Annotated in this window: 23 protein-coding genes; 8 read left to right on the forward strand and 15 right to left on the reverse strand. The window is 73.3% G+C overall.

Annotation, left to right across the window (positions count from 1 at the left end):
* Positions 1-11 precede the first annotated feature (11 nt).
* Both CKY47_RS09750 and CKY47_RS09755 read right to left on the reverse strand, forming a co-directional pair.
* Positions 12-857 (reverse strand): amino acid ABC transporter permease, encoded by an 846-nt coding sequence (locus tag CKY47_RS09750; protein WP_306745358.1) that lies wholly within the window; start codon positions 855-857, stop codon positions 12-14.
* The gene (locus tag CKY47_RS09755; RefSeq protein ID WP_371320644.1) at positions 847-1,749 is read right to left on the reverse strand and encodes an ABC transporter substrate-binding protein; all 903 of its coding nucleotides are present in this window, start codon (positions 1,747-1,749) and stop codon (positions 847-849) included. Before CKY47_RS09755 ends, CKY47_RS09750 begins: the two co-directional genes overlap by 11 nt.
* Before the next feature lie 145 nt (positions 1,750-1,894).
* Between CKY47_RS09755 and trxA the strand changes: the two genes are divergently transcribed.
* On the forward strand, positions 1,895-2,269 hold the full coding sequence (gene trxA, locus CKY47_RS09760; protein WP_306745359.1) for a thioredoxin: 375 nt from the start codon (positions 1,895-1,897) through the stop codon (positions 2,267-2,269).
* Positions 2,270-2,367: 98 nt separating this feature from the next.
* Here the strand turns inward: trxA and CKY47_RS09765 are convergent, their stop codons facing one another.
* Complete coding sequence (locus CKY47_RS09765; RefSeq protein WP_306745360.1) at positions 2,368-3,297, reverse strand: YihY/virulence factor BrkB family protein; 930 nt, start codon at positions 3,295-3,297, stop codon at positions 2,368-2,370.
* Between the two features lie 82 nt (positions 3,298-3,379).
* Here CKY47_RS09765 and CKY47_RS09770 point away from each other — a divergent pair, with 82 nt between their 5' ends.
* Genes CKY47_RS09770 through CKY47_RS09780 form a run of 3 tightly spaced genes read left to right on the forward strand, consistent with a single transcriptional unit; the run spans position 3,380 to position 4,742 of the window.
* Positions 3,380-3,784, forward strand: coding sequence for a phage holin family protein (locus CKY47_RS09770; protein WP_306745361.1), 405 nt, complete (start codon positions 3,380-3,382; stop codon positions 3,782-3,784).
* The gene (locus tag CKY47_RS09775) at positions 3,781-4,455 is read left to right on the forward strand and encodes a DUF3618 domain-containing protein (RefSeq protein WP_306745362.1); all 675 of its coding nucleotides are present in this window, start codon (positions 3,781-3,783) and stop codon (positions 4,453-4,455) included. The genes CKY47_RS09770 and CKY47_RS09775 overlap by 4 nt, the downstream gene beginning before the upstream one ends.
* Positions 4,452-4,742, forward strand: a complete 291-nt coding sequence (locus CKY47_RS09780) for a DUF4235 domain-containing protein (RefSeq protein WP_306745363.1) — start codon at positions 4,452-4,454, stop codon at positions 4,740-4,742. The genes CKY47_RS09775 and CKY47_RS09780 overlap by 4 nt, the downstream gene beginning before the upstream one ends.
* A 38-nt stretch (positions 4,743-4,780) precedes the next feature.
* Here the strand turns inward: CKY47_RS09780 and CKY47_RS09785 are convergent, their stop codons facing one another.
* The 7 genes from CKY47_RS09785 to CKY47_RS09815 form a co-directional block, all read right to left on the reverse strand.
* A complete protein-coding gene (locus CKY47_RS09785) occupies positions 4,781-4,951 on the reverse strand; it encodes a hypothetical protein (protein ID WP_306745364.1) in 171 nt (56 codons plus the stop codon).
* A 10-nt stretch (positions 4,952-4,961) separates the two neighbouring features.
* Positions 4,962-5,747 (reverse strand): enoyl-CoA hydratase/isomerase family protein, encoded by a 786-nt coding sequence (locus CKY47_RS09790; RefSeq protein WP_306745365.1) that lies wholly within the window; start codon positions 5,745-5,747, stop codon positions 4,962-4,964.
* Between the two features lie 46 nt (positions 5,748-5,793).
* Positions 5,794-6,411, reverse strand: a complete 618-nt coding sequence (locus tag CKY47_RS09795; RefSeq protein WP_306745366.1) for a phosphatase PAP2 family protein — start codon at positions 6,409-6,411, stop codon at positions 5,794-5,796.
* A 30-nt stretch (positions 6,412-6,441) separates the two neighbouring features.
* Complete coding sequence (locus tag CKY47_RS09800) at positions 6,442-7,374, reverse strand: hypothetical protein (RefSeq protein ID WP_306745367.1); 933 nt, start codon at positions 7,372-7,374, stop codon at positions 6,442-6,444.
* Between the two features lie 104 nt (positions 7,375-7,478).
* Positions 7,479-8,519 (reverse strand): HEAT repeat domain-containing protein, encoded by a 1,041-nt coding sequence (locus CKY47_RS09805; protein WP_306745368.1) that lies wholly within the window; start codon positions 8,517-8,519, stop codon positions 7,479-7,481.
* 222 nt (positions 8,520-8,741) lie between these two features.
* Positions 8,742-9,542 (reverse strand): esterase/lipase family protein, encoded by an 801-nt coding sequence (locus CKY47_RS09810; RefSeq protein WP_306745369.1) that lies wholly within the window; start codon positions 9,540-9,542, stop codon positions 8,742-8,744.
* 112 nt (positions 9,543-9,654) lie between these two features.
* Positions 9,655-10,539 carry an alpha/beta fold hydrolase gene (locus CKY47_RS09815; RefSeq protein WP_306745370.1) on the reverse strand — a complete coding sequence of 295 codons (885 nt, stop codon included), beginning with the start codon at positions 10,537-10,539 and terminating at the stop codon, positions 9,655-9,657.
* Between the two features lie 124 nt (positions 10,540-10,663).
* On the opposite strand from CKY47_RS09815, the gene CKY47_RS09820 reads away from it, so the two are divergent.
* From CKY47_RS09820 to CKY47_RS09830, 3 genes are read left to right on the forward strand one after another with little or no spacing between them, the layout of a single operon-like run.
* Complete coding sequence (locus CKY47_RS09820) at positions 10,664-13,009, forward strand: Tex family protein (RefSeq protein ID WP_306745371.1); 2,346 nt, start codon at positions 10,664-10,666, stop codon at positions 13,007-13,009.
* Positions 13,010-13,024: 15 nt separating this feature from the next.
* Positions 13,025-14,062 carry an NAD-dependent epimerase/dehydratase family protein gene (locus CKY47_RS09825; RefSeq protein ID WP_306745372.1) on the forward strand — a complete coding sequence of 346 codons (1,038 nt, stop codon included), beginning with the start codon at positions 13,025-13,027 and terminating at the stop codon, positions 14,060-14,062.
* On the forward strand, positions 14,059-15,636 hold the full coding sequence (locus CKY47_RS09830; RefSeq protein WP_306745373.1) for a phytoene desaturase family protein: 1,578 nt from the start codon (positions 14,059-14,061) through the stop codon (positions 15,634-15,636). Before CKY47_RS09825 ends, CKY47_RS09830 begins: the two co-directional genes overlap by 4 nt.
* 78 nt (positions 15,637-15,714) lie before the next feature.
* On the opposite strand, the gene CKY47_RS09835 is transcribed toward CKY47_RS09830, so the two are convergent.
* The 4 genes from CKY47_RS09835 to CKY47_RS09850 form a co-directional block, all read right to left on the reverse strand.
* The gene (locus CKY47_RS09835; RefSeq protein WP_306745374.1) at positions 15,715-16,152 is read right to left on the reverse strand and encodes an SRPBCC family protein; all 438 of its coding nucleotides are present in this window, start codon (positions 16,150-16,152) and stop codon (positions 15,715-15,717) included.
* 36 nt (positions 16,153-16,188) lie between these two features.
* Positions 16,189-17,433, reverse strand: coding sequence for an ABC transporter substrate-binding protein (locus tag CKY47_RS09840; RefSeq protein ID WP_306745375.1), 1,245 nt, complete (start codon positions 17,431-17,433; stop codon positions 16,189-16,191).
* A gap of 272 nt (positions 17,434-17,705) precedes the next feature.
* Complete coding sequence (locus tag CKY47_RS09845) at positions 17,706-18,197, reverse strand: LuxR C-terminal-related transcriptional regulator (RefSeq protein ID WP_306745376.1); 492 nt, start codon at positions 18,195-18,197, stop codon at positions 17,706-17,708.
* A gap of 156 nt (positions 18,198-18,353) precedes the next feature.
* Positions 18,354-18,821, reverse strand: a complete 468-nt coding sequence (locus CKY47_RS09850; RefSeq protein ID WP_306745377.1) for a GNAT family N-acetyltransferase — start codon at positions 18,819-18,821, stop codon at positions 18,354-18,356.
* Positions 18,822-18,897: 76 nt separating this feature from the next.
* Here CKY47_RS09850 and CKY47_RS09855 point away from each other — a divergent pair, with 76 nt between their 5' ends.
* Positions 18,898-19,683 carry an enoyl-CoA hydratase/isomerase family protein gene (locus CKY47_RS09855; RefSeq protein ID WP_306745378.1) on the forward strand — a complete coding sequence of 262 codons (786 nt, stop codon included), beginning with the start codon at positions 18,898-18,900 and terminating at the stop codon, positions 19,681-19,683.
* Here the strand turns inward: CKY47_RS09855 and CKY47_RS09860 are convergent.
* Positions 19,670-19,810, reverse strand: a complete 141-nt coding sequence (locus tag CKY47_RS09860) for a hypothetical protein (protein ID WP_306745379.1) — start codon at positions 19,808-19,810, stop codon at positions 19,670-19,672. The two genes, CKY47_RS09855 and CKY47_RS09860, sit on opposite strands and share 14 nt — an antisense overlap.
* Between the last annotated feature and the right edge of the window lie 16 nt (positions 19,811-19,826).

The following is a 19,826-nucleotide window of genomic DNA, read 5'->3' on the forward strand; positions in this document are numbered from 1 at the left end:
AGGAGCGGCGCTCATCGGGCGACCCCCTTGCCGTAGTAGCGCTCCAGGTAGTGCTGGCCGACGCTCGCCACGCTGACCACGACCATGTACCAGGCCGCCGCGGCGAGCAGCGTCTCCATGATCTGGAGGTTGCGCGAGGCGATGTTGTTGGCCGCGTGGATCAGCTCCAGGAACCCGATGACCGACGCCATCGACGTGCCCTTGAGCATGTTGATGAAGTTGTTGCCGGTGGGCGGGATGATGACCCGCATGGCCTGCGGCAGGACGACGCGGCGCAGCGCGGTCGCGGGGGTCATGCCGATGGCCTTGGCCGCCTCCACCTGCCCGTGGTCGACGCTGTTCAGCCCGGCGCGCACGATCTCGGCCATGTAGGCGCTCTCGTTGAGCCCGAGCCCGAGCAGGGCCGCGACGAACGCCGTGACCAGCACGTTCGTCTTCTCCTCCCAGATGCCGAAGAACGAGATGTCCTCGAACACCAGGGCCAGGTTGAACCACAGCAGGATCTGGAGCAGCACGGGCAGGCCGCGGAACAGCCACACGTACCCGGCGGCGAACCAGCGGGCCACGGGGTTGGCCGAGCGGCGCATGAGGGCGATGACGACGCCGAGCACGATCGCGCCCGCCTGCGCCACGACCGCGAGCACCACCGTGTTGGCCAGGCCGCGCAGCATGATGTCGTGGGTGAAGAACCCCGGCACGGCCGCGTAGTCGATCTTCGCGTCGGCCAGCGCCCAGCCCAGCAGGCCGAGCAGCACCAGGATCACCGCGCCACCGACCCACCGCCACCAGTGGCGCAGCGGGACGACGACCAGCTCGTCGTCGGTCGGGACCGGGGTCACCGCGGGCTCACCGGCCATTGACGGTCACCTGGTCGATCGCGCCCTGCTCGACGTCCCAGGCGGCGAGGATCTTGCCGTAGGTGCCGTCGTCGACGAGGGCCTGGAGCGCCTTCCGGATGGCGGCGGTCAGCTCGGGGGTGCTCTTGTTCACGCCGATGCCGTACGGGCCGCCGTTGATCGGCGCCAGGTCCAGGACCTCGAAGAACTCGCCGTCACCGGCGGTCTTGGCGACGTAGACCGCGGTCGGCAGGTCGTTGAGGATGGCGGCGACGCGGCCGGTGCGCAGCTGGTTCTGGTTCTGCGTGTCGCTGTCGGTGGCGGTCACCTGGATCGGGTCGCCGGAGAGGCACTGGTACTCCTTGGCGTAGGTCTCCTGGCTGGAGCCGAGGTTGACCGCGACCGCCTTCCCGCACAGGTCGTCGGGGCCCTTGACGCCCTGCGGGTTGCCCTTCTGCACCATGATGGTGATGCCGGAGGTGAAGTAGTCGACGAAGTCGATCGCCTGCTGCCGCTCGGCCGTGTCGTTCATCGCGGCCATCGTCACGTCGATGCGCCCCGCCTGGAGGCTCGTGATGAGCGAGCCGAACGCCATGTCCTGGTGCTCGACGGTCAGGCCGAGCTTGGCGCCGATGGCCTTGGCCAGGTCGACCTCGGAGCCGACCGCGGTCGTGCCGTCGGCGGCGTAGAAGTTGTTCGGCGGGTTCTGCACGTTGGACCCGACGCGCAGCTTCCCGGCCTGCCGGATGCCCTCCGGGAGGGTCGCGGCGAGCGCGTCGTCCTTGGTGACGGCCTGCACCACCGCGGCGGTGTCGGGCAGGTCACCGGTCGTGCCCGCGGGCGCCTCCTCGGCGGGGGCACCGCACGCGACCAGCGCGAACAGGGACAGGGCGAGGGCTGCGGTCCTGCGCACGGGACACCTCCTGCGATTGGGTGCCCGAAAACTACAACGTTCCGTTGAAGAGGTCCACACTTTGTTGAAGGGAATGTCCCGGGTGTCCGGATCGTTCTCCGGGGTACGAGGGGTCCGACCCCTGAACCGACGTGGAGGAGGACCTATGGCCACCGTGGAGCTGACCGCGGAGAACTTCGACGAGGTTGTCGGCGGCTCCGAGATGGTCCTGGTCGACTTCTGGGCCGGCTGGTGCGGACCGTGCCGCCAGTTCGCCCCGACCTACGAGAAGTCCAGCGAGAAGCACGACGACATCGTGTTCGGCAAGGTCGACACCGAGGCGCAGCAGCAGCTCGCCGCGGCGTTCGAGATCCGGTCGATCCCGACGCTGATGATCGTGCGCGACGGCGTGGTGCTCTACGCCCAGCCCGGCGCGCTGCCGGAGGCGGCGCTGGAGGACCTGATCGACCAGGCGCGCAAGGTCGACATGGAGGACGTGCGCAAGCAGGTCGCCGAACAGAAGGCCGCCCAGCAGGGGTGACGCCACAGGAGTGACCTCGCGGGGATGACCTCGCGGGTGACGCGGACGTCGAAGAGGGGTGGGCCCGGTCGGGCCCACCCCTCTCGTCGTCGTGCGGGTCAGTCCATGGCGCGCGTGTCGCGCGGCGGGGCGACCGGGTCCTCGCCCGACGACTCGCCGGTCGCCATCCGCCGACCCCGCTCCAGCTCGGCGTCCAACTCCGCGCCCAGCAGCAGCGCGATGTTCGAGATCCACAGCCAGACCAGGAAGATGATCACACCGGCGAGCGAGCCGTAGGTCTTGTTGTACGAGCTGAAGTTCGCCACGTAGAAGGCGAAGCCCAGCGACGCCCCCACCCACACCAGCACGGTGAGCAGGCCGCCCGGCGTGATCCACAGGAAGCCGGGCTGCCGCACGTTCGGCGACGCCCAGAACAGCAGCCCGATCGCGGCGCTGGCGAGCAGGAACAGCACGGGCCACTTGGCGATGTCCCAGACCGTCACGAACTGCTCGCCCAGGCCGAGCAGGTCGCCCACCCACCGCGCGACGCCGCCGGTGAGCGTGACGCCGAGCGCGGTCAGCGCCAGCAGCACCACCACGCCGACGGTCAGCGCCAGCCGCAGCGGGATGACCTTCCAGAACGGCCGGCCCTCCTCGACGTCGTAGATCGAGTTGGCCGCGCGCATGAACGCGCCGACGTACCCGGACGCCGACCACAGCGCGGTCACCAGACCGACGATCGCCAGGGGCCCGGTGGCCTTCGACTGCTGGAGGTTCTGGATGCCGTCCTCGATGAACTGCTTGGCCTCACCGGGTCCCAGCATGTCCAGGCTGTCCACGATGGACTGCGTGGCCTGGGGCCCGAGCAGGCCGAGCAGGGACACCAGCAGCAGGATGCCGGGGAACAGCGACAGCACCGCGTAGTAGGTGAGCGCCGCCGCCCAGTCGGTGAGGTTGTCGTCGCTGAACTCCTTCACCGTGCGCTTGAGCACGCCCCCCCACGAGCGCTTGGGCAGCTTGGTGGGTGCGTCGGGTGCTTGCGTCGCCATGAGCGCCGGATTCCCCGGAAACCCGTGCGTACACCACGCGCGTTCTGGGTAGTCGTGGGTCGACTGGGAGAGGAGACGGCCAATGGACCACGTCGCCACCGATCGGGAACCGTCCACCGCCGAACTGGTGAGCAGGCTCTCCGAGCAGGTGAGCAGGCTGGCGCGGGACGAGATCCGGCTCGCCGCTGTCGAGATGCGCGAGAAGGGCAAGCGCGTCGGCACGGGGGCCGGCCTGTTCGGCGGGGCCGGCGTGCTGGCCTGGTTCGGGCTGGGGGCGGTCATCGCGGGTCTGATCCTGCTGTTGGCCACCGTGCTGCCCGCGTGGGCCGCGGCGTTCATCGTCGCGGCGGCCGTGCTCCTCGTGGCAGGTGTGCTCGCGCTGGTCGGCCGCAAGCAGATCGAGAAGGGCACCCCACCGGTGCCGGAGGAGGCCATCGCGAGCGTGAAGCAGGACATCGCCACCGTGAGCGAGAGGGCGCACCGATGAGCGGCAAGGACGTTCCCGACAACCCCGACGAGCTGCGCGCGGATGTCGAGCGGACCCGGCGCGAGCTGGGCGAGACCGTCGAGGCGCTGGCGCACAAGGCGGACGTGCCCGGGCGGGTCAAGGAGAAGGCGCACGAGAAGGTGGAGAAGGTGAAGGAGAGCGCGACGCGGGCCAACGCGGCGGTCGCGGCGGCGGCCGGCAAGGCCACCGCCAAGGTCGGCCACGCCACCGACAAGGCGGGTGCGAAGGCCGCGGCGGCCGGGACGACCGCGGGCGCGGTGGCGGCCAAGGCCGGTGAGAAGGCCGGCGCCGCGGGCGCGCAGACGGGCCAGGCGGCGAGCCAGGTGGGTGAGAAGGCGAGCGCCGTCGCGCAGCAGGTGACCGAAAAGGCCACGGCCGTGGCCGGACAGGTGACCGAGAAGGCGACCGCGGTGGCCGAGCAGGTCGGCGAGAGGGCCACGGCGGTGGCCGGACAGGTCGGCGAGAAGGCGAGCGCGGTGGCGGGCCAGGTGGGCGAGAAGGCCGCGCAGGCGGTCGAGCAGCTGCCCCCGCCCGTGCAGCAGCGCGTCGACCAGGGCGTTCGGCAGGCGCGCAAGCACCCGGCGGCGGTCGCGGCCGGTGCCGCGGCGGTCGTCCTGCTGCTCTGGAAGCTGATGCGGAGGGGCCGATGAACGTGAACAAGCTCCTCTACCGCCCGCTCGGCATGCTGTTCGGCGTGCTCGGCGGTCTCGCGGCCAGCGCGGTGTTCGGCCAGGTGTGGAAGCTCGTCACGGGCACCGCGGAAGCCCCCACCCCGACCCAGAAGGACCGGGGGTGGGGCGAGGTGTTGCTGGCCGCGACCATCCAGGGTGCGATCTTCGGCCTGGTCAAGGCCGCGATCGACCGCGGTGGCGCGGCCGGCTACGACAAGCTCACCGGCGAGTGGCCCGGCGACACGAACAAGTACGACGGCGACTGAGCGCCGCCCGGAGCCGTCCCCGGAGGGGACGGGCCGCCCTACTCGGGCTGCTCGTCCCCTCCTCCCGCGCGACGCCGCTCGTCATCGCGTTCGCGCCGCTCGTCCTCGTCGAGGAACTGCTCCGGGTCCACGTCGAGGTCGGGCGGTTCCGGCGTGCCGGGGGACTTGGGCGGGTCGGGGTTGAGGGGCCTGTCCTCGGGTTCGGTCATGTGCAGGGAGTTACCCCGCCGACGGGGTCTTGAACACCGGGAACCGGGGTGGGCGCTTCTCCAGGAACGCCGCCACCCCCTCCGCGTACTCGGCGCTGTGCACGGCCTCGTCGTAGAGCGCGCGCACCGCGTCGTCCTCGTCCCCGCCGTCGGTGATGCGCTCCACGATCCGCTTCGCGCCCCGCACGCTGACCTGGGCGCGCGAGGCGATCGTGCCGGCCAGCTCCTCGACCCGGGCGTCCAGCGCGTCGGGCGGGTGCACCTCGTTGACCAGGCCGATGCGCAGCGCGGTCGCCGCGTCGAGGATCTCGCCGGCGAACAGGATCTGCTTGGCCCAGGCGGGCCCGACGACGTCCACCAGCTGCTTGGTGGACGCGAAGCCGTAGACGATGCCCAGCTTGGCGGGCGTGATGCCGAACCGGGCGTCCGCCGCCGCGACCCGCAGGTCGCAGGCCAGCGCCACCTCGCACCCGCCGCCGATGCAGAACCCGGTGACGGCGGCGATCGTCGGCTTGCCGAGCGCGGTGATGGACCGCGCGCCCGCGTGCACCGCCTCGCCGTAGCGGGCGGCCCCCTCGGCGCCGCTGCGCAGCGTCCCGAACTCGCTGATGTCGGCACCGGCGGAGAAGTGCTCGCCGCCCCGCACGACCAGCACGCGCACGGCGTCGTCGTCGCGCACCCGCGCCATCAGGCCGGGCAGCGCGGACCACATCTCGTAGCTCAGCGCGTTGCGCTTGGCCGGCCGGTCGATGGTCATCGTCGCGATCGGGCCGTCCGTCTCCAACCTGAAGGTCATCACCGGAGGGTAGGGCGCGGATGGCGGCGGTCGGGGGTGAGCGCCCTCACGTGAGGGACCAGAACGCGATCCCGCCGACGATCGCGCCCATCACGGCGCCCACCACGACCTGCGGCACGGTGTGGTGGCCCAGCGCCACCCGCGACCACGCCACCAGGGCCACGGCCGGTGACGCGAGCAGCACCCACGGGCCGTAGGTGATGGCCAGCACGACCACCGCGCCGGCCGCCACGGCCGCGTGGAAGGAGATCTTCCAGCCGCGCGTGCCGCCCACCGGCAGGGCGAACGTGACGAGCAGGCAGAGCAGCAGGCTGAGGAACATCGACAGCGACAGGCCGAGCACGGTGCGCGGCGCACCGCCGAGGACGAGCGCGGCGATGCCCAGGGTCAGGGACGCGATGCAGGTCAGGAGCGGGACCAGCCGGCCCTCGCGGTTCGTCACGTGGTGGCCGTTCCAGCGCCCCCGGCGCGCGCCGCGCACGACGACGGCCATGGGGATGACCGAGCCGGTCAGGCCCACGACGGCGCCCCACAGCAGGGTCTCCGGCACGCTCCTGGTGGCCTGCCAGGCCACCAGGAGCGGCACGCCGAGCACCAGGACCCACGGGGCCAGCACCTCCGTGGCCAGTCGGGCCAGGGGCGGTGCGGGCACGCGTGCGGTCATGATCGGGAGCGTAGCGGCGCGGGGGCCGTTCTACCGGTAGGCGTTGCGCGTGTACGTCGTGCTGAACTCGCCCCGGTTGCCGAAGTACACCGAAACGAGGTATGCCGGGTCGGTTGCGAGCAGGCCGCGCTGGAGGTCCGAGCCGTCGTTCCGGTCGTCCCAGCCCCACGCGCTGTTGGCCGCGTCGTCCTTGCCGTTGTCGCCGCGGAACGTGCCCCAACCCGCGAACGTCGCCGCGTTGGAGCGCTGCGCCCACAGGCCGCCCGGGGCGAAGGTGTCCACGAGCCGGTAGCCGACCGACCGGTCGTTGCCGCCCGAGGGCACCTCGCCGGTGTCGGACGGCACGTAGACGACCCCGTCGCCGCCGGGGAACTCCGCGCCGTTCCACGCGTACAGGCCGTGGCCCTTGGCCTCCTGGCGGGTGGTGAACCGGGTGCCCTGCATGCGCAGGGTGCCGTCGACGGACTCCCGACCCGAGGTGAAGGTGCTGCCGGGCGCCACGTAGGAGTGGAAGTCGCTGTGCGCCACCGTGACGACGGCTTCGAGCTTCCCGTAGGTCGAGCCGTCCTTGCGGACGGTCGCCAGCAGGCCCTCCATGTCGTTCTCGTGGGTGAGCAGCGCGAACGGGTCGGGCACGTCGTCCCAGTCGCGCGGGTGGTAGAAGGAGTAGACCAGGAACCAGTGGGTCGAGGTCTCCACCACCGAGTAGTAGGCGGCGCCGGTGAGCCGGGCGGGCGAGTCGTCCTGGCCCTCCCAGTTGTTCCGGGTGTCCCAGTCGCCGTCGTAGTCCACAGTGGACAGGTAGTCGGCGTCGTAGTCGGACGAGTCGGTGTCCTGGTGGTGCACCGGGGCCCAGTACCGGGCGAGGTCCGCGTCGCTCACCGCGTGCGCCGGGGTCGTGGCGAGAACCGGGAGCGCGAGTGCCGCGACCAGGGCCGCGGCGAACGTGCGTGCAGGGGTCATGCTCCACCTCCGTCAGGGTGCCCGTTCGGGGCCAACGGGCCCTGCGGAACCCTGCGGTGAAGGAGTCACCGGCACAAGGGGCGATTCGGGTGATCGTTTTCCGATCACCTCTGCCAGGATCGGAGAACCCTCTGGAGCGCCTCGACTTCCACCGGATCGGCGGTTGCGCCGAGCCGCCCGCGCACGGCGGGCGCCAGTGTTCCGGCGTGCGCGGACAGCGCGGTGAGCACCTCCTCCAGCGGGGGCGGCAGCCGCCACGTGACCCGGCTGCGCCGCACGGCGAGGCCGAGGCGCGGTCCGGTGAGGCGGTCCACGAGCAGCGGGACGGCGCGTTCGTCGCCGAGCAGCGCGAGGGCGGCGTGAGCCGCGTCGGCGGCGGGCAGGTGGACGTCGCGGGCGGCCAGGGCCAGGTCGTCGGCGAACGGCGCGCGGACCGAGGCGAGCAGCAGGGCCGCGACCCGGCGGTTGTCCGGCTCGTCGTCGGCGAGCCGGTCGGCGACCAGCGGCAGCAGGTCCGGCCCGCTCCCCCGCGCCGGTGCCGACAGGTCGCCGGAGGCCCACAGCGCGCCCCGCCGCACCTCGGCGTGCGGGTGCGCCAGCCACGCGGCGACCAGGCCCGGGTCGGGCACCTCCCGGTGCAGCCACCACACCGGGTCGGGCGCGGCCCGCCAGGTCCCCTCCCACACCTCCGGCTCCGGGTCGAGCAGCGGCGCGGGGTCGACCTCCTCGCCCAGCCGAACGAGGCCGACGACGGCGGCGATCCGCACGGCCCGGTCGTCGTGGCCCAGCAGCCCGGCGAACCAGCCCCGGGCGGCCGGGTCGTCGTGCAGCCCGACGGCCACGACCAGGCCGAGCCGGGCGACCCGGTCCGGTTCGCCGGCGAACCGGTCGGCCAGCACCCGCCACACGTCCCGGGCCTGCGCCAACGGGTACGTGACGCCGCGCCGCACCTCGACGTCCGGGTCGGCGAGCAGCGCGGTCAGCCTGGGCACGGCCCGTTCCCACGCCCCCGGCCACGCCGGGTCGACGGCGTCGGCGGTGCGCCCGGCGTGCCCCAGGTCGCCGACCACCTCCACCACCGCCGGCCGCACGGTGACGGCCGGGTCCTCGGCGAGGCCGAGCAGCGCGGCGGGCGCGGCGGGCACACCCGCGCGCCGCCGCAGTGCACGACGTGGTCCGGCTCGCGCACCGCCGCCGCCGCGCGGTCGGGGTCGCGGACCTCGGCGAGCAGACCGGGCACGTCGCCCGCCGGTCCGTAGGCGTGTTCCAGGCGATCCCACACGTGGGGCAGGGTCGGCCCCGACGGGCCGTCCGGTAGCGGACTTTCCCGTCGCGGGTTCACCCGTTCGTGACCGGAAGGGCAGCGGTCAGGGCGCCGGGAACATCCGGGCCATGCCGGGTGGGGGCGTGAAGGGGCGCCACCGGCCCGCGCGCTGGGCCAACCGGTCGGCCACCACCCACAGCACGGTGGCGTTGTAGCCGTAGCCGAGGTGGCTGGAGGCGACCGCGACGTTCTCCGCCCTGGGCCCCTCCGGCGACACGCACGCCCGCCACGCCACGATCCCGTCGGACTTCGAGTACACCGACGTAGAGGGCACCGGGAAGCGCGGCCGGGTGTGCTCCGGCGGCGGCATCTCCGCGCCCGCCTCGTAGAACCGGGCCAGCAGCCGGTAGACCGGGTTGACCCTGGTCTGGCGCAGGTCGGTCATCGCGTACGGGCTGCCGAGCGTGATCACCTGCCGGATCGTGCCGGGGTGCTCGCGGGCCAGCTCGCGGGCGAAGATGCCGCCCAGCGACCAGCCGACGACGCTCACCTTGCCCCGACCGCGCGCCGCCAGCTCGCGCAGCCGCACCCGCATGCCCTCCACGACCTGCACCGACGGGCCGAGGTTGAGGCCCAGGCCCCAGCCGTGCACGTCGTAGCCGAGGCCGGCGAGGAACCGGCGCAGCGCCACCGTCGCGCCGTCGTTGAAGCCGAGGCCGGGCAGCACCAGCACGGTGTGCCCGTCGCCGCTGGGCGCGGCGCGCAGCAGCGGGCGGGCGGCGGCGAACTGGCCGATGTCCACCGCGGCCCTGGTGGGCTCGGTCAGGTACCACAACCACCCCGGCACGGTGGGCGCGATCGGCTGCTCCACCTGCTCCGCGTGCACGTCCGGCAGTGCTGCCACGGCACCTCCCCCCGCTCCGCGTCGAGCGTGTCCCAGGTCACCATGGTGTTTCACCGACGTGGAAATCGCCAGTACCGATCAGTCTCGATTGCGCGCCGATCGGTCCGGACCACTACCGGGCCGTCAGGGTGAGCAGCCGCTCGGCGATCACCTCCGGGATCTCCAGCTGCGGCACGTGACCGACCCCCTCGAACACCTCGAACTCCCAGGACGGGTTGCGCCGGGCCGCGGCCTCCGCCGCCTTGACCGGCACGAGCCGGTCGCGGTCGCCGTGCGCCAGGTAGACGGGGGCCTTCACCCTGCTCATCGCCGCGTAGTAGCGGCGGCCGGCCGCGCTGGCCCGGACCACCGAGCGGGCGGCGGCGAGGAACGCCTCGTCCAGGCCGGGGATCTCCTCGCGCTGCTCGATGAGGTTCATCGAGGCGAGGACGACCTCCTCGGGCACCACCTTGGAGTTCGCGCACACCAGGTTGAGCACGCGCTTGACCTGGCGGCGCGGCGACACGCCCCGCCGCGACCTCTCCAGCAGCCAGCGCCCCGCGCCGGGCAGCGAGTACAGGGCGAACGCGGCGGCGACCTGCGGGTCGAGGCGCGCGCCCAGCAGCGGCACGGCCGGGTCCAGCAGGGCCAGGTGGGTGACGCCGGCGGGCCGGCGCGCGGCGTGCAGGACGGAGATCATCCCGCCCATCGAGTTGCCGACCAGGGCGACGGGCTCCCCCACCACGTCGGCGACGAACCGGTCGAGCAGACGGGCGTTCGACGGCACCGTCGTGGAACGGCCCTCGGGGTGGGTGAGGCCGAACCCGGCGAGGTCGACGGCGAGCACCCGGTGGCGCCCGACCAGGTGCGGCGCGAGCAGGCACCAGTTCAGGTGCGACCCGCCCAGCCCGTGCACGAGGACGACGGGCGGCCCGTCGCCGCCGAAGTCCACGTAGTGCACCGGACCGTCCAGGTCCGCGTACCGGCTCGTCCCGCCCCAGTGGTCGAGTGTCGTCATACCGGTCAGTATGTCCCGACCGGGGAGGCGGGCGGGTCCCGGGTGGGGCGCCGGGCGGGGCGCGCCCGCGCCGCCGCTCGGGGGGCACGATCGTGGTTCGCCGGGCAGGGCACAATGGCTCGCTGTGACCACAGCCATCCACCAGAGGATCGCCGACGAACTGGGCGTGCGGGCCGGGCAGGTCAGCGCCGCGGTCGACCTGCTCGACGGCGGCTCGACCGTGCCCTTCATCGCCCGCTACCGGAAGGAGGCGACCGGCGCGCTGGACGACGCCCAGCTGCGCACCCTGGAAGAGCGGTTGGGCTACCTGCGCGAACTGGAGGATCGCCGGGCGGCCGTGCTGGAGTCCATCCGGTCGCAGGGCAAGCTGGACGACGCGCTGGAGGCGTCGATCCTGGCCGCCGACTCCAAGGCCCGCCTGGAGGACCTCTACCTGCCCTACAAGCCGAAGCGGCGGACGAAGGCGCAGATCGCGCGCGAGCAGGGCCTGGAGCCGCTGGCCGACGGGCTGCTGGCCGACCCGACGCAGGACCCGCAGGTCGTGGCCAAGGCGTACGTGACCGAGGAGGTCCCCGACGTCGCGGCGGCGCTCCAGGGCGCGCGGTCCATCCTGGTCGAGCGGTTCGGCGAGGACGGCGACCTGATCGGCGAACTGCGCGAGCGCATGTGGACGCGCGGGCGGGTCACGTCGAAGGTCCGCGAGGGCAAGGAGGAGGACGGGGCGAAGTTCTCCGACTACTTCGACTTCTCCGAACCGTTCGCCAAGCTCCCCTCGCACCGCATCCTCGCCCTGCTGCGCGGTGAGAAGGAGGAGGTCCTCGACCTCGTCCTGGACGCGGGCGACGACGAGGAGCCCACCGGCTACGAGGTGGGCATCGCGGCGCGCTTCGGCGTGGACGACCGGGGCCGGCCGGCCGACAAGTGGCTGACCGACACGGTCCGCTGGGCCTGGCGCACCCGCATCCTCGTGCACCTGGGCATCGACCTGCGCGCCCGGCTGCGGGCGTTCGCCGAGGACGAGGCCGTGAAGGTGTTCGCCTCGAACCTGCGCGACCTGTTGCTGGCCGCGCCCGCGGGCACCCGCGCCACCATGGGCCTGGACCCCGGGTTCCGCACCGGCGTGAAGGTCGCCGTGGTCGACGCGACGGGCAAGGTCGTCGCCACCGACGTGATCCACCCGCACGTGCCCGCGAACCGCTGGGACGAGTCGATCGCCAAGCTCGCCGCGCTCGCGAAGAAGCACGACGTGGAGCTGATCGCCATCGGCAACGGCACCGCGTCGCGCGAGACCGACAAGCTCGCCGGCGACCTGCTCAAGCGGCACCCGGAGCTCACGCTCACCAAGGTCGTGGTGTCGGAGGCGGGCGCGTCGGTGTACTCGGCGTCGGCGTTCGCGTCGGCCGAGCTGCCCGGCATGGACGTGTCGCTGCGCGGCGCGGTGTCCATCGCGCGCCGGTTGCAGGACCCGCTGGCCGAACTGGTGAAGATCGACCCGAAGTCGATCGGCGTGGGCCAGTACCAGCACGACCTGGCCGAGTCGAAGCTGTCGCGCTCGCTGGACGCGGTGGTCGAGGACTGCGTGAACGCGGTCGGCGTGGACCTCAACACCGCGTCCGTGCCGCTGCTGACCCGGGTCTCGGGCATCACGGCCGGCCTGGCCGAGAACATCGTGCTGCACCGCGACTCGAACGGCCCCTTCCGCTCCCGCAAGGCGCTGAAGGACGTGCCGCGGCTCGGCCCGAAGGCGTTCGAGCAGTGCGCGGGCTTCCTCCGCATCCCCAACGGCGACGACCCGCTCGACGCCTCCGCCGTGCACCCCGAGGCGTACCCGGTGGTGCGCCGCATCCAGCAGCGCGCGGGCGCGGAGCAGTTGATCGGCAACACGGCGGTGCTGAAGTCGTTGCGGCCGCAGGACTTCGTGGACGACACGTTCGGCCTGCCCACCGTCACGGACATCCTGCGCGAGCTGGAGAAGCCCGGTCGCGACCCGCGCCCGGCGTTCAAGACGGCGACGTTCGCCGACGGCGTGGAGAAGATCGCCGACCTCAGGCCCGGCATGGTGCTGGAGGGCGTCGTGACGAACGTGGCCGCGTTCGGGGCGTTCGTCGACATCGGCGTGCACCAGGACGGCCTCGTGCACATCTCGGCGCTGTCCGACACCTACGTGAAGGACCCGCGCGACGTCGTGAAGTCCGGTGACGTGGTGCGGGTGAAGGTGCTGGAGGTCGACATCCCGCGCAAGCGGATCGGGTTGTCGCTGCGGTTGCAGGACGAACCGGGCCGCAAGCCGGCGCGCGACCAGCAGCAGGACGGTCGGCGCGGCGGTGGCGGTGGCGGCGGGGGCGGCGGCGGTCAGCGCGGTGGTGGCCGGCGCGGCGGCGGTGGCGGCGGTCGTCAGCCGGAGCGCCCGCCGGCCAACGGCGCGATGGCCGAAGCGCTGCGGCGCGCGGGGCTTGGCGGCGGTCGATAGGGGTACCCGCCCGGCATGAGGGTCGTCGTCACCGGGGCCAGCGGCAGCGTGGGCACCGCCCTGCGCCGCGAGCTCCGGGACGACGACCACTCCCATCCCGACCGACCGCACGACGTCCTCGGCGTCGCCCGGCGCGTGCCCGGCGACGGTCGGTGGGTCCGGTGCGACATCGGCGCGCCGGGCGCCGAGGAGACCTTGACCAGGGCGTTCGACGGCGCCGACGCCGTGGTCCACCTGGCGTGGGCGATCCAGCCCCGCACCGACGAACCCGACATGCGCCGCACCAACATCGGCGGCACCGAGCACGTGCTGCGCGCCGCCGACCGCGCGGGCGTGCCGCACCTCGTCGTCGCGTCCTCGGTCGCCGCCTACTCCCCCGCCGACCACCCGGTGGACGAGGACTGGCCGCGCGGCGGCGTCGCCGGGAGCGCGTACAGCCTGCACAAGGCGGAGCTGGAGCGGATGGTGGCCGGCAGGTCGTCCACGACGGTCGTCCGACCGGCCGCGGTGGTGCAGGACGACGCGGCGGGCGAGATCGAGCGGTGGACGCTGAGCCCGCTGGTGCCCGCCGCGCTGCTGGGCCGTTCGTGGCTGCCGGTGCCGCTGTGGCGCGGGCTGCGGTTGCAGGTGGTGCACGCGCGGGACGTGGCGGGGGTCGTGGCGCTGCTGCTGCGCGGACGGACGACCGGCGCGTTCAACGTCGCCGCCGACCCGGCGCTGCACGCGCGCGACCTGGCGGAGGTCTTCGACGGGTTCCTGGTGCCGGTGCCGTTCGCCGCGGCGCACGCCGTGGCGGGCCCCGCGTGGCGGTTCGGCGCGCAACCGCTGCACCCCGGCTGGCTGCGCCTCGCGGACCAGGTGTCCCTTGTGGACACGACGCGGCTGCGGGCGCTCGGCTGGGCGCCGCGGTACGCACCCCGGGAGGTGCTGGACTCGCTCGTCCGGGCGATGATCGACGGGCGCGGCACGTGGGGACCGCTCGCACCGCGTGACGGGGCGTGGTGGCGCAGACTGGGTTGGGGACGGCCGAGCCGACAGGGAGGGTTGCGTTGAGCGACGTCGTGGACGCGGTGGTCGTGGGAGCAGGGCCCAACGGGCTGGTGGCGGCGAACGTGCTGGCCGACGCCGGGTGGGACGTCCTGGTGCTGGAGGCCGCCGACGAGCCCGGCGGGGCGGTGCGCACGGCGGAGCTGATCGAACCCGGGTTCAAGAACGACCTGTTCAGCGCGTTCTACCCGCTGGGCGTGGCGTCGCCGGTGATCGCCGGCCTGGACCTGGCGCGGCACGGGCTGGTGTGGCGGCACGCGCCCGAGGTGCTGGCGCACGTGCTGCCCGACGACCGGGCCGCGCTGCTGTCCCGGGACGTGGACCGCACGGCCGCGTCGGTGGACTCGTTCGCGGCCGGCGACGGCGAGGTGTGGCGCGAGGAGTTCGCGCGCTGGCAGCGGGTGCGGGACTCGTTGATCGAGGCGCTGATGAGGCCGTTCCCGCCGGTGAAGGCCACGGCCGGGCTGCTGGGCGCGCTGGGTGCGGGCGGGTCGCTGCGGTTCGCGCGGACCTTCGTGCAGTCGGTGCGGGCGTTCGGCGACGACCGGTTCCGCGGTGAGGGCGCGCCGATGCTGATGGCGGGCAACGCGATGCACACCGACCTCGGGCCGGACCAGGGCGGCGGCGCCGCGTTCGGGTGGCTGCTGTCGATGCTGGGGCAGGACGTCGGCTACCCGGTGCCCGAGGGCGGGGCCGCGTCGCTGACCCGGGCGCTGGTGCACCGCCTGGGCGGGGTCGTCGAGTGCTCGCGGCCGGTGGCGCGGGTCGTGGTGGCCGGCGGTCGGGCGTTGGGCGTGCGCGACGCGTCGGGCGGGTTCGTGCGGGCGCGCAAGGCGGTGCTGGCGGACGTGCCCGCGCCGACGCTCTACCTGGACATGGTGGGTCCCGACCACCTGCCGCCGCGGCTGGTGTCGGACCTGGGCCGGTTCGAGTGGGACGACGCGACGGTGAAGGTGGACTGGGCGCTGGACGGGCCCATCCCGTGGACGGCCCCCGAGGCGCGCGGCGCCGGGACGGTCCACCTGGGGGGCGACTTCAACGGGTTGGCGGTGGCCAGCACGGAGATCGCGTGCGGCAAGCTGCCCCGCACGCCGTTCGTGATCATGGGGCAGATGACCACGTCGGACCCGACCCGGTCGCCCGCGGGCACGGAGACGGCGTGGGCCTACACGCACGTGCCGCGCGGCGAGTCGTGGTCGCCCGAGCGGACCCGGCGGCGGGCGGACCGGGTGGAGCAGCTGATCGAGCAGCACGCGCCGGGGTTCCGCGACCTGGTGCGCGGGCGCTTCGCGCAGGGGCCCGGCGACCTGGAGGACCGCAACCGGGCGCTCGTGGGCGGGTCGATCAACTCGGGGACGGCGGCGATCCACCAGCAGCTCGTGTTCCGCCCCGTGCCGGGGCTGGGGCGGGCGGACACCCCGGTGGACCGGCTGTTCCTCGCGGGCGCGTCGGCCCACCCCGGCGGCGGGGTGCACGGCGCGGCGGGGGCGAACGCGGCGCGGGCGGCGTTGGCGCGCAACGGCCTGGCCGGGGACGCCTACCAGCTGTTGGTCCGCGGCCTGCACAAGGCCGTGTACTAGAACGCCGCACGGGCGCGAGCCCGTGCGGCGGAGGAGCGGTCGTCCGGCGCGAGGTCGTTCCCCGCGCCGGACGGCGGGTCAGTCCCGGCGCCGGACGGCGATGTCGGCGAGCCGGCGCAGCGTCTCGCGGTTGCGGGGCTTGAGGAACACGGCCTGCACGGCCTCCGGCAGCAGCGAGGGCGGCCCCTTGACGGCTTCCTCGGACATGACGATCTCGGTGCCGTCCGCCACCTCGGTCAGCGCGAAGCGCACCCGGGCCGCGCCGAGGGGCCACAGGCGGGCCTCCAGCTCCAGCACCCGCCCCGGTTCGACGGCCAGCACGGTGCTCACGTCCTTCACCGCCACCGGCCACGCGCCCACGCTGTGGTGGATGCGCGTACCCACCCCCGGCCACCCCGGGTCCACCTCGCGGATGTGGGCGGCACCCACCACCCAGCCCGCGTACGACCAGCCGTCCTCGAGCACCGAGAACACCTTGTCCACCGTCGTCGGCACCACCGTGCGCACCTGGATCACGCCACCGGGGTTCCCGTGCTCGACGTGGGGAAACCGCTACCGGGCGCGGGTGCCCTTGAGCGCGACCAGGTCCGACTCGAACAGGTCGGCCACCACGGCCAGGCCGCCGGGCGTCGCCGGGTCGGGCCGGGCGACGTAGGACTGGGTGCTCGACGGCCGCCCGGCCAGGGAGAACCGCAGCTGACCGGTGAGGCCGCGGGTGTCCACGGCGTTGGTGTCGGCGAACGCGCGCAGCACGCCGTCGCGGGTCAGGTCGCGCTCGGCGCACGCCTTCTCCAGGATCGCGGCGAACGCGACGCCGATGACGTAGCCGTGGTCCACCGAGCCGGTCGGCTCGACGTCGGGGAACTTCTCCCCGAACGCCGCCGCGACGTCGCGCGGACCGGGCGCGTCGGTGGCGAAGGGGGCGATCGGCGACACCACCAGCAGGCGTTCGGCGACGGCGTCGGCGGCCGGGGACTCCAGGATCATCGGGTCGTAGCCGACCGCGTTGACCAGGAACGGGACCTTCCAGCCGAGGTTCTCGGAGGTGGCGACGGCGAGGGCGGTCTGCTGCGGCGAGGTGCTGAGGAACACGGCCTTCGCGCCGGCCGCGCGCAGTTCGGCGATCTGGGCGGACACGTCGGCCGTCTCGGCGACGGACCGGGACACCAGCCGCATGCCCCAGTGCTCGGCGGCGAACCCGCTGCCCTCCAGGGCGTTGCGGCCGTAGTCGCTGTCCACGTGGACGTGGCCGACGGTGTCACCGGGCGCGATCGCACCGGACTGCCTGAGGTGGTCGAGGCCGTTGATCACGTCGAGGTCGTAGGTCGTGCCGACGACGACCATGTGCGGGTTGCCGAGCAGGCTCGCCGACCACGACGCCGGCGCGGCCAGGGCCCGGGTCTGCATCAGGTCCGGCTCGATGGCCTCCGTCATCGGCGCGCCGGTGACGTCGACGAACCCGAGCACCTCGGGCTCCAGCGCGAAATACCCCTCCAGCGCCCGGTTCACGTCGTAGCCGTGGTCCCGCTGCTTCAGCTCGACCTTCCGGCCGCAGATGCCGCCGCGCCCGTTCAGCTCGCCGAAGAACAGCTCGTAGCCCTTGATGCGGAGCAGCGACGTGGCCGAGAACGGGCCGGTCAGGTCGGTCAGCACGCCGAGCGAGATGGTCGTCCCGGTGACCCCCGGCCCGGTTCTCGGCTCGGGCTCGGGCTCGGCGCAACCGGCGGCGAGCAGTCCGAGCAGTGCGGTAGTGGCGATCAGGGTGCGCACCGGTGACTCCAATGTCAGGCCGCTCACCGGTGGGAGCGTGGGCGGACCGGACCACCGGTGCCCGTGATTGTGCATACCGAACGGTCGGAATGTCGCTCGAAATTACCCGTGGTTCACTCGAACGGCGCAATAGCGAGCGCGTTCGTGGATGACGGCAACGCGTGCGGTGACGGCGACGCCCTGTCGCCGCGTGAACAGGACGTCGCGCACCCGCTCGCGCGAAGCCGCACCGGCCGGCCCCGGTCGCCGGGTCGGGCGGTCGCGGGGACGCGCCCGCGACCGCCCGACCCGATCAGGACCTACAGGTAGGAGCGCTGCCCCCACGGCATGGCGGCGGCCAACTGGGCGCGCCGGCCGATGTCCAGCTTGCGGTAGATGCGGGTGATGTGGAGCTCCACGGCCCGGGTCGACACCGAGAAGTGCTCGGCGATCTGCCGGTTCGTCATGCCCTCCAGCATCATCAGCGCGATCCGGTGCTCGTGCGGCGTCAGCGGCTCGCGGGAGCGCGAGTCCGCGGTCTGGCCGTCGCGCGGGCGGACGATGCCCGGCACCCGCTCGCCCTCCGGCAGCCCCAGCAGGACGTGCCACTGGCGGATGCGCACCTCGGCGATCGACTGCGAGCGCACGTACGGGTCACCGCGCACCAGGTCCCGGGCGGCGGCGTCGTCCGGCACCTGCACGATCAGCAGGACGCCGGACCCGTCGGCCCACGGCCCGGTCCCGACGAGCACGCCCTGCTCGGCGAGCGGGCGCCAGTATTCGCGGTGCGCGAGATGAATGGATCTCCGCACCTGTCGCGCATCGCGAAAAGTCAACTCAACGGCGAAGGCCACTGGACTGATCCCCATTTCATTCAGCGGCACCAATATCGCCACACACTCAACTGCCGGCTTTAATGAGTGTCAAGTGAGACGCGTCACACCCACGATACGGGAACCCGATGGCACCTATAGCCGCTTTTCGAACCAGTGCTCCGCATAGCGGTCGTGGTTGAACGGCGCAACCTCCCGGTAACCGTGCCGGGCGTACAGCGCACGTGCTTCGACCAGGTCAGCGCGCGTGTCGAGACGGATCGAGGTGGCGCCGGACGAGACGGCGGACTCCTCCACGGCGGCCGGCAACGCCGCTCCCCCGCCGGTGCCCCGGGCCTCCGGGCGGACGTAACCCCGCTTCAACTCCGCAGTACCGGGGTTGACAAACCGGTATCCGGCGCACCCCTCGACCACCGGCCCGCGCCCACCGGTGAAGAACACCGCCAGGTCGTCGGTCGGGTCCTCGGAGATGGCCAGGTCAACCTCCTGCGGGGTCGCCGGGCGGCCGTAGTGGCGGGCGATGATGTCGGCCAGGTAGTCCCGGATCACCGCCACGGCGACCGGGCTGTCCACCGACGCCGGCTGAACGGTCCATGAAGTCACCGACAGATTTTCACCCCCGGTAGGCCATTCGGACACCCGGTTTTCCGCATTCCGGACGCGTGTAAAGTCCACGCCCGTGGCAGCGCAACAGGTCCGCCTGGAGCGGGACGCGGTCGACCTCGCCGTGCTCACCGTCGACGCCCCTCCGCTGAACCTCTACACCGACGGGTTGCACGACCTCCTGGAGGCCGCCGTCGAGGACCTGGAGGAGCGCCCCGCGAGGGCCCTGCTCATCCGGGCCGAGGGCCGGGTCGTCAGCGGCGGCGTGGACGTGAACCTGTTCGCGGCGCAGAAGACCCGGGCGCGGGCCAAGGCGCTGTTCGACGGGATGCTCGACCTGCCCGAGCGCATCGCCGCCCTGCCGTTCCCGACCGTGTTCGCCGCGCACGGCCTGTGCCTGACGTGGGCGTTCGAGGTGGCCGTGGCGTGCGACATCCTGCTGGCCGCCGAACGGGCGCGGTTCGGGCTGGTGGAGAAGGTCGTCGGTCTCACCCCGACCATGGGCGGCACGCAGCGGCTGGCCGCGCGGGCGGGCGTGGGCCGGGCCAAGGAGCTGGTGATGACCGGCGACACCTACGACGCGGCCACGCTGGAGCGGTGGGGCGTGGTCAACCGGGTGCTGCCCGACGAGGGCTTCGACGACGCGGCGCTGGAGTTCACCCACGCCCTCGCCACGGGCCCCACGCGGGCGCACGCGGCCACCAAGCGGGTGCTGGCGCACTTCGAGAGCGGCGGCGTGGTGGAGGCCAACGAGCACATCACGTCCATCGCGGCCGAGCTGTTCGACACCGAGGACCTGCGCGGCGCCGTGCGGTCGTTCCTCGACCACGGACCGGGCAAGGCGACGTTCAGCGGTCGCTGATCCGCCGGGACTCCAGCCGGCGGGCGCCGTCGATCCGCGCCGGCAGGTCCAGGGCCGGCTCGTGCGGCGTCAGGCCCGACCTCACGGCGGGGCGGGGGTCGGGCTCGGCGGCCGGGGGCTGCTCCACGTCCGGCATCCCGGGG

Origin of the sequence: Saccharothrix longispora, from assembly GCF_030852425.1 — a bacterium.
GTDB lineage: Bacteria > Actinomycetota > Actinomycetes > Mycobacteriales > Pseudonocardiaceae > Actinosynnema > Actinosynnema longispora.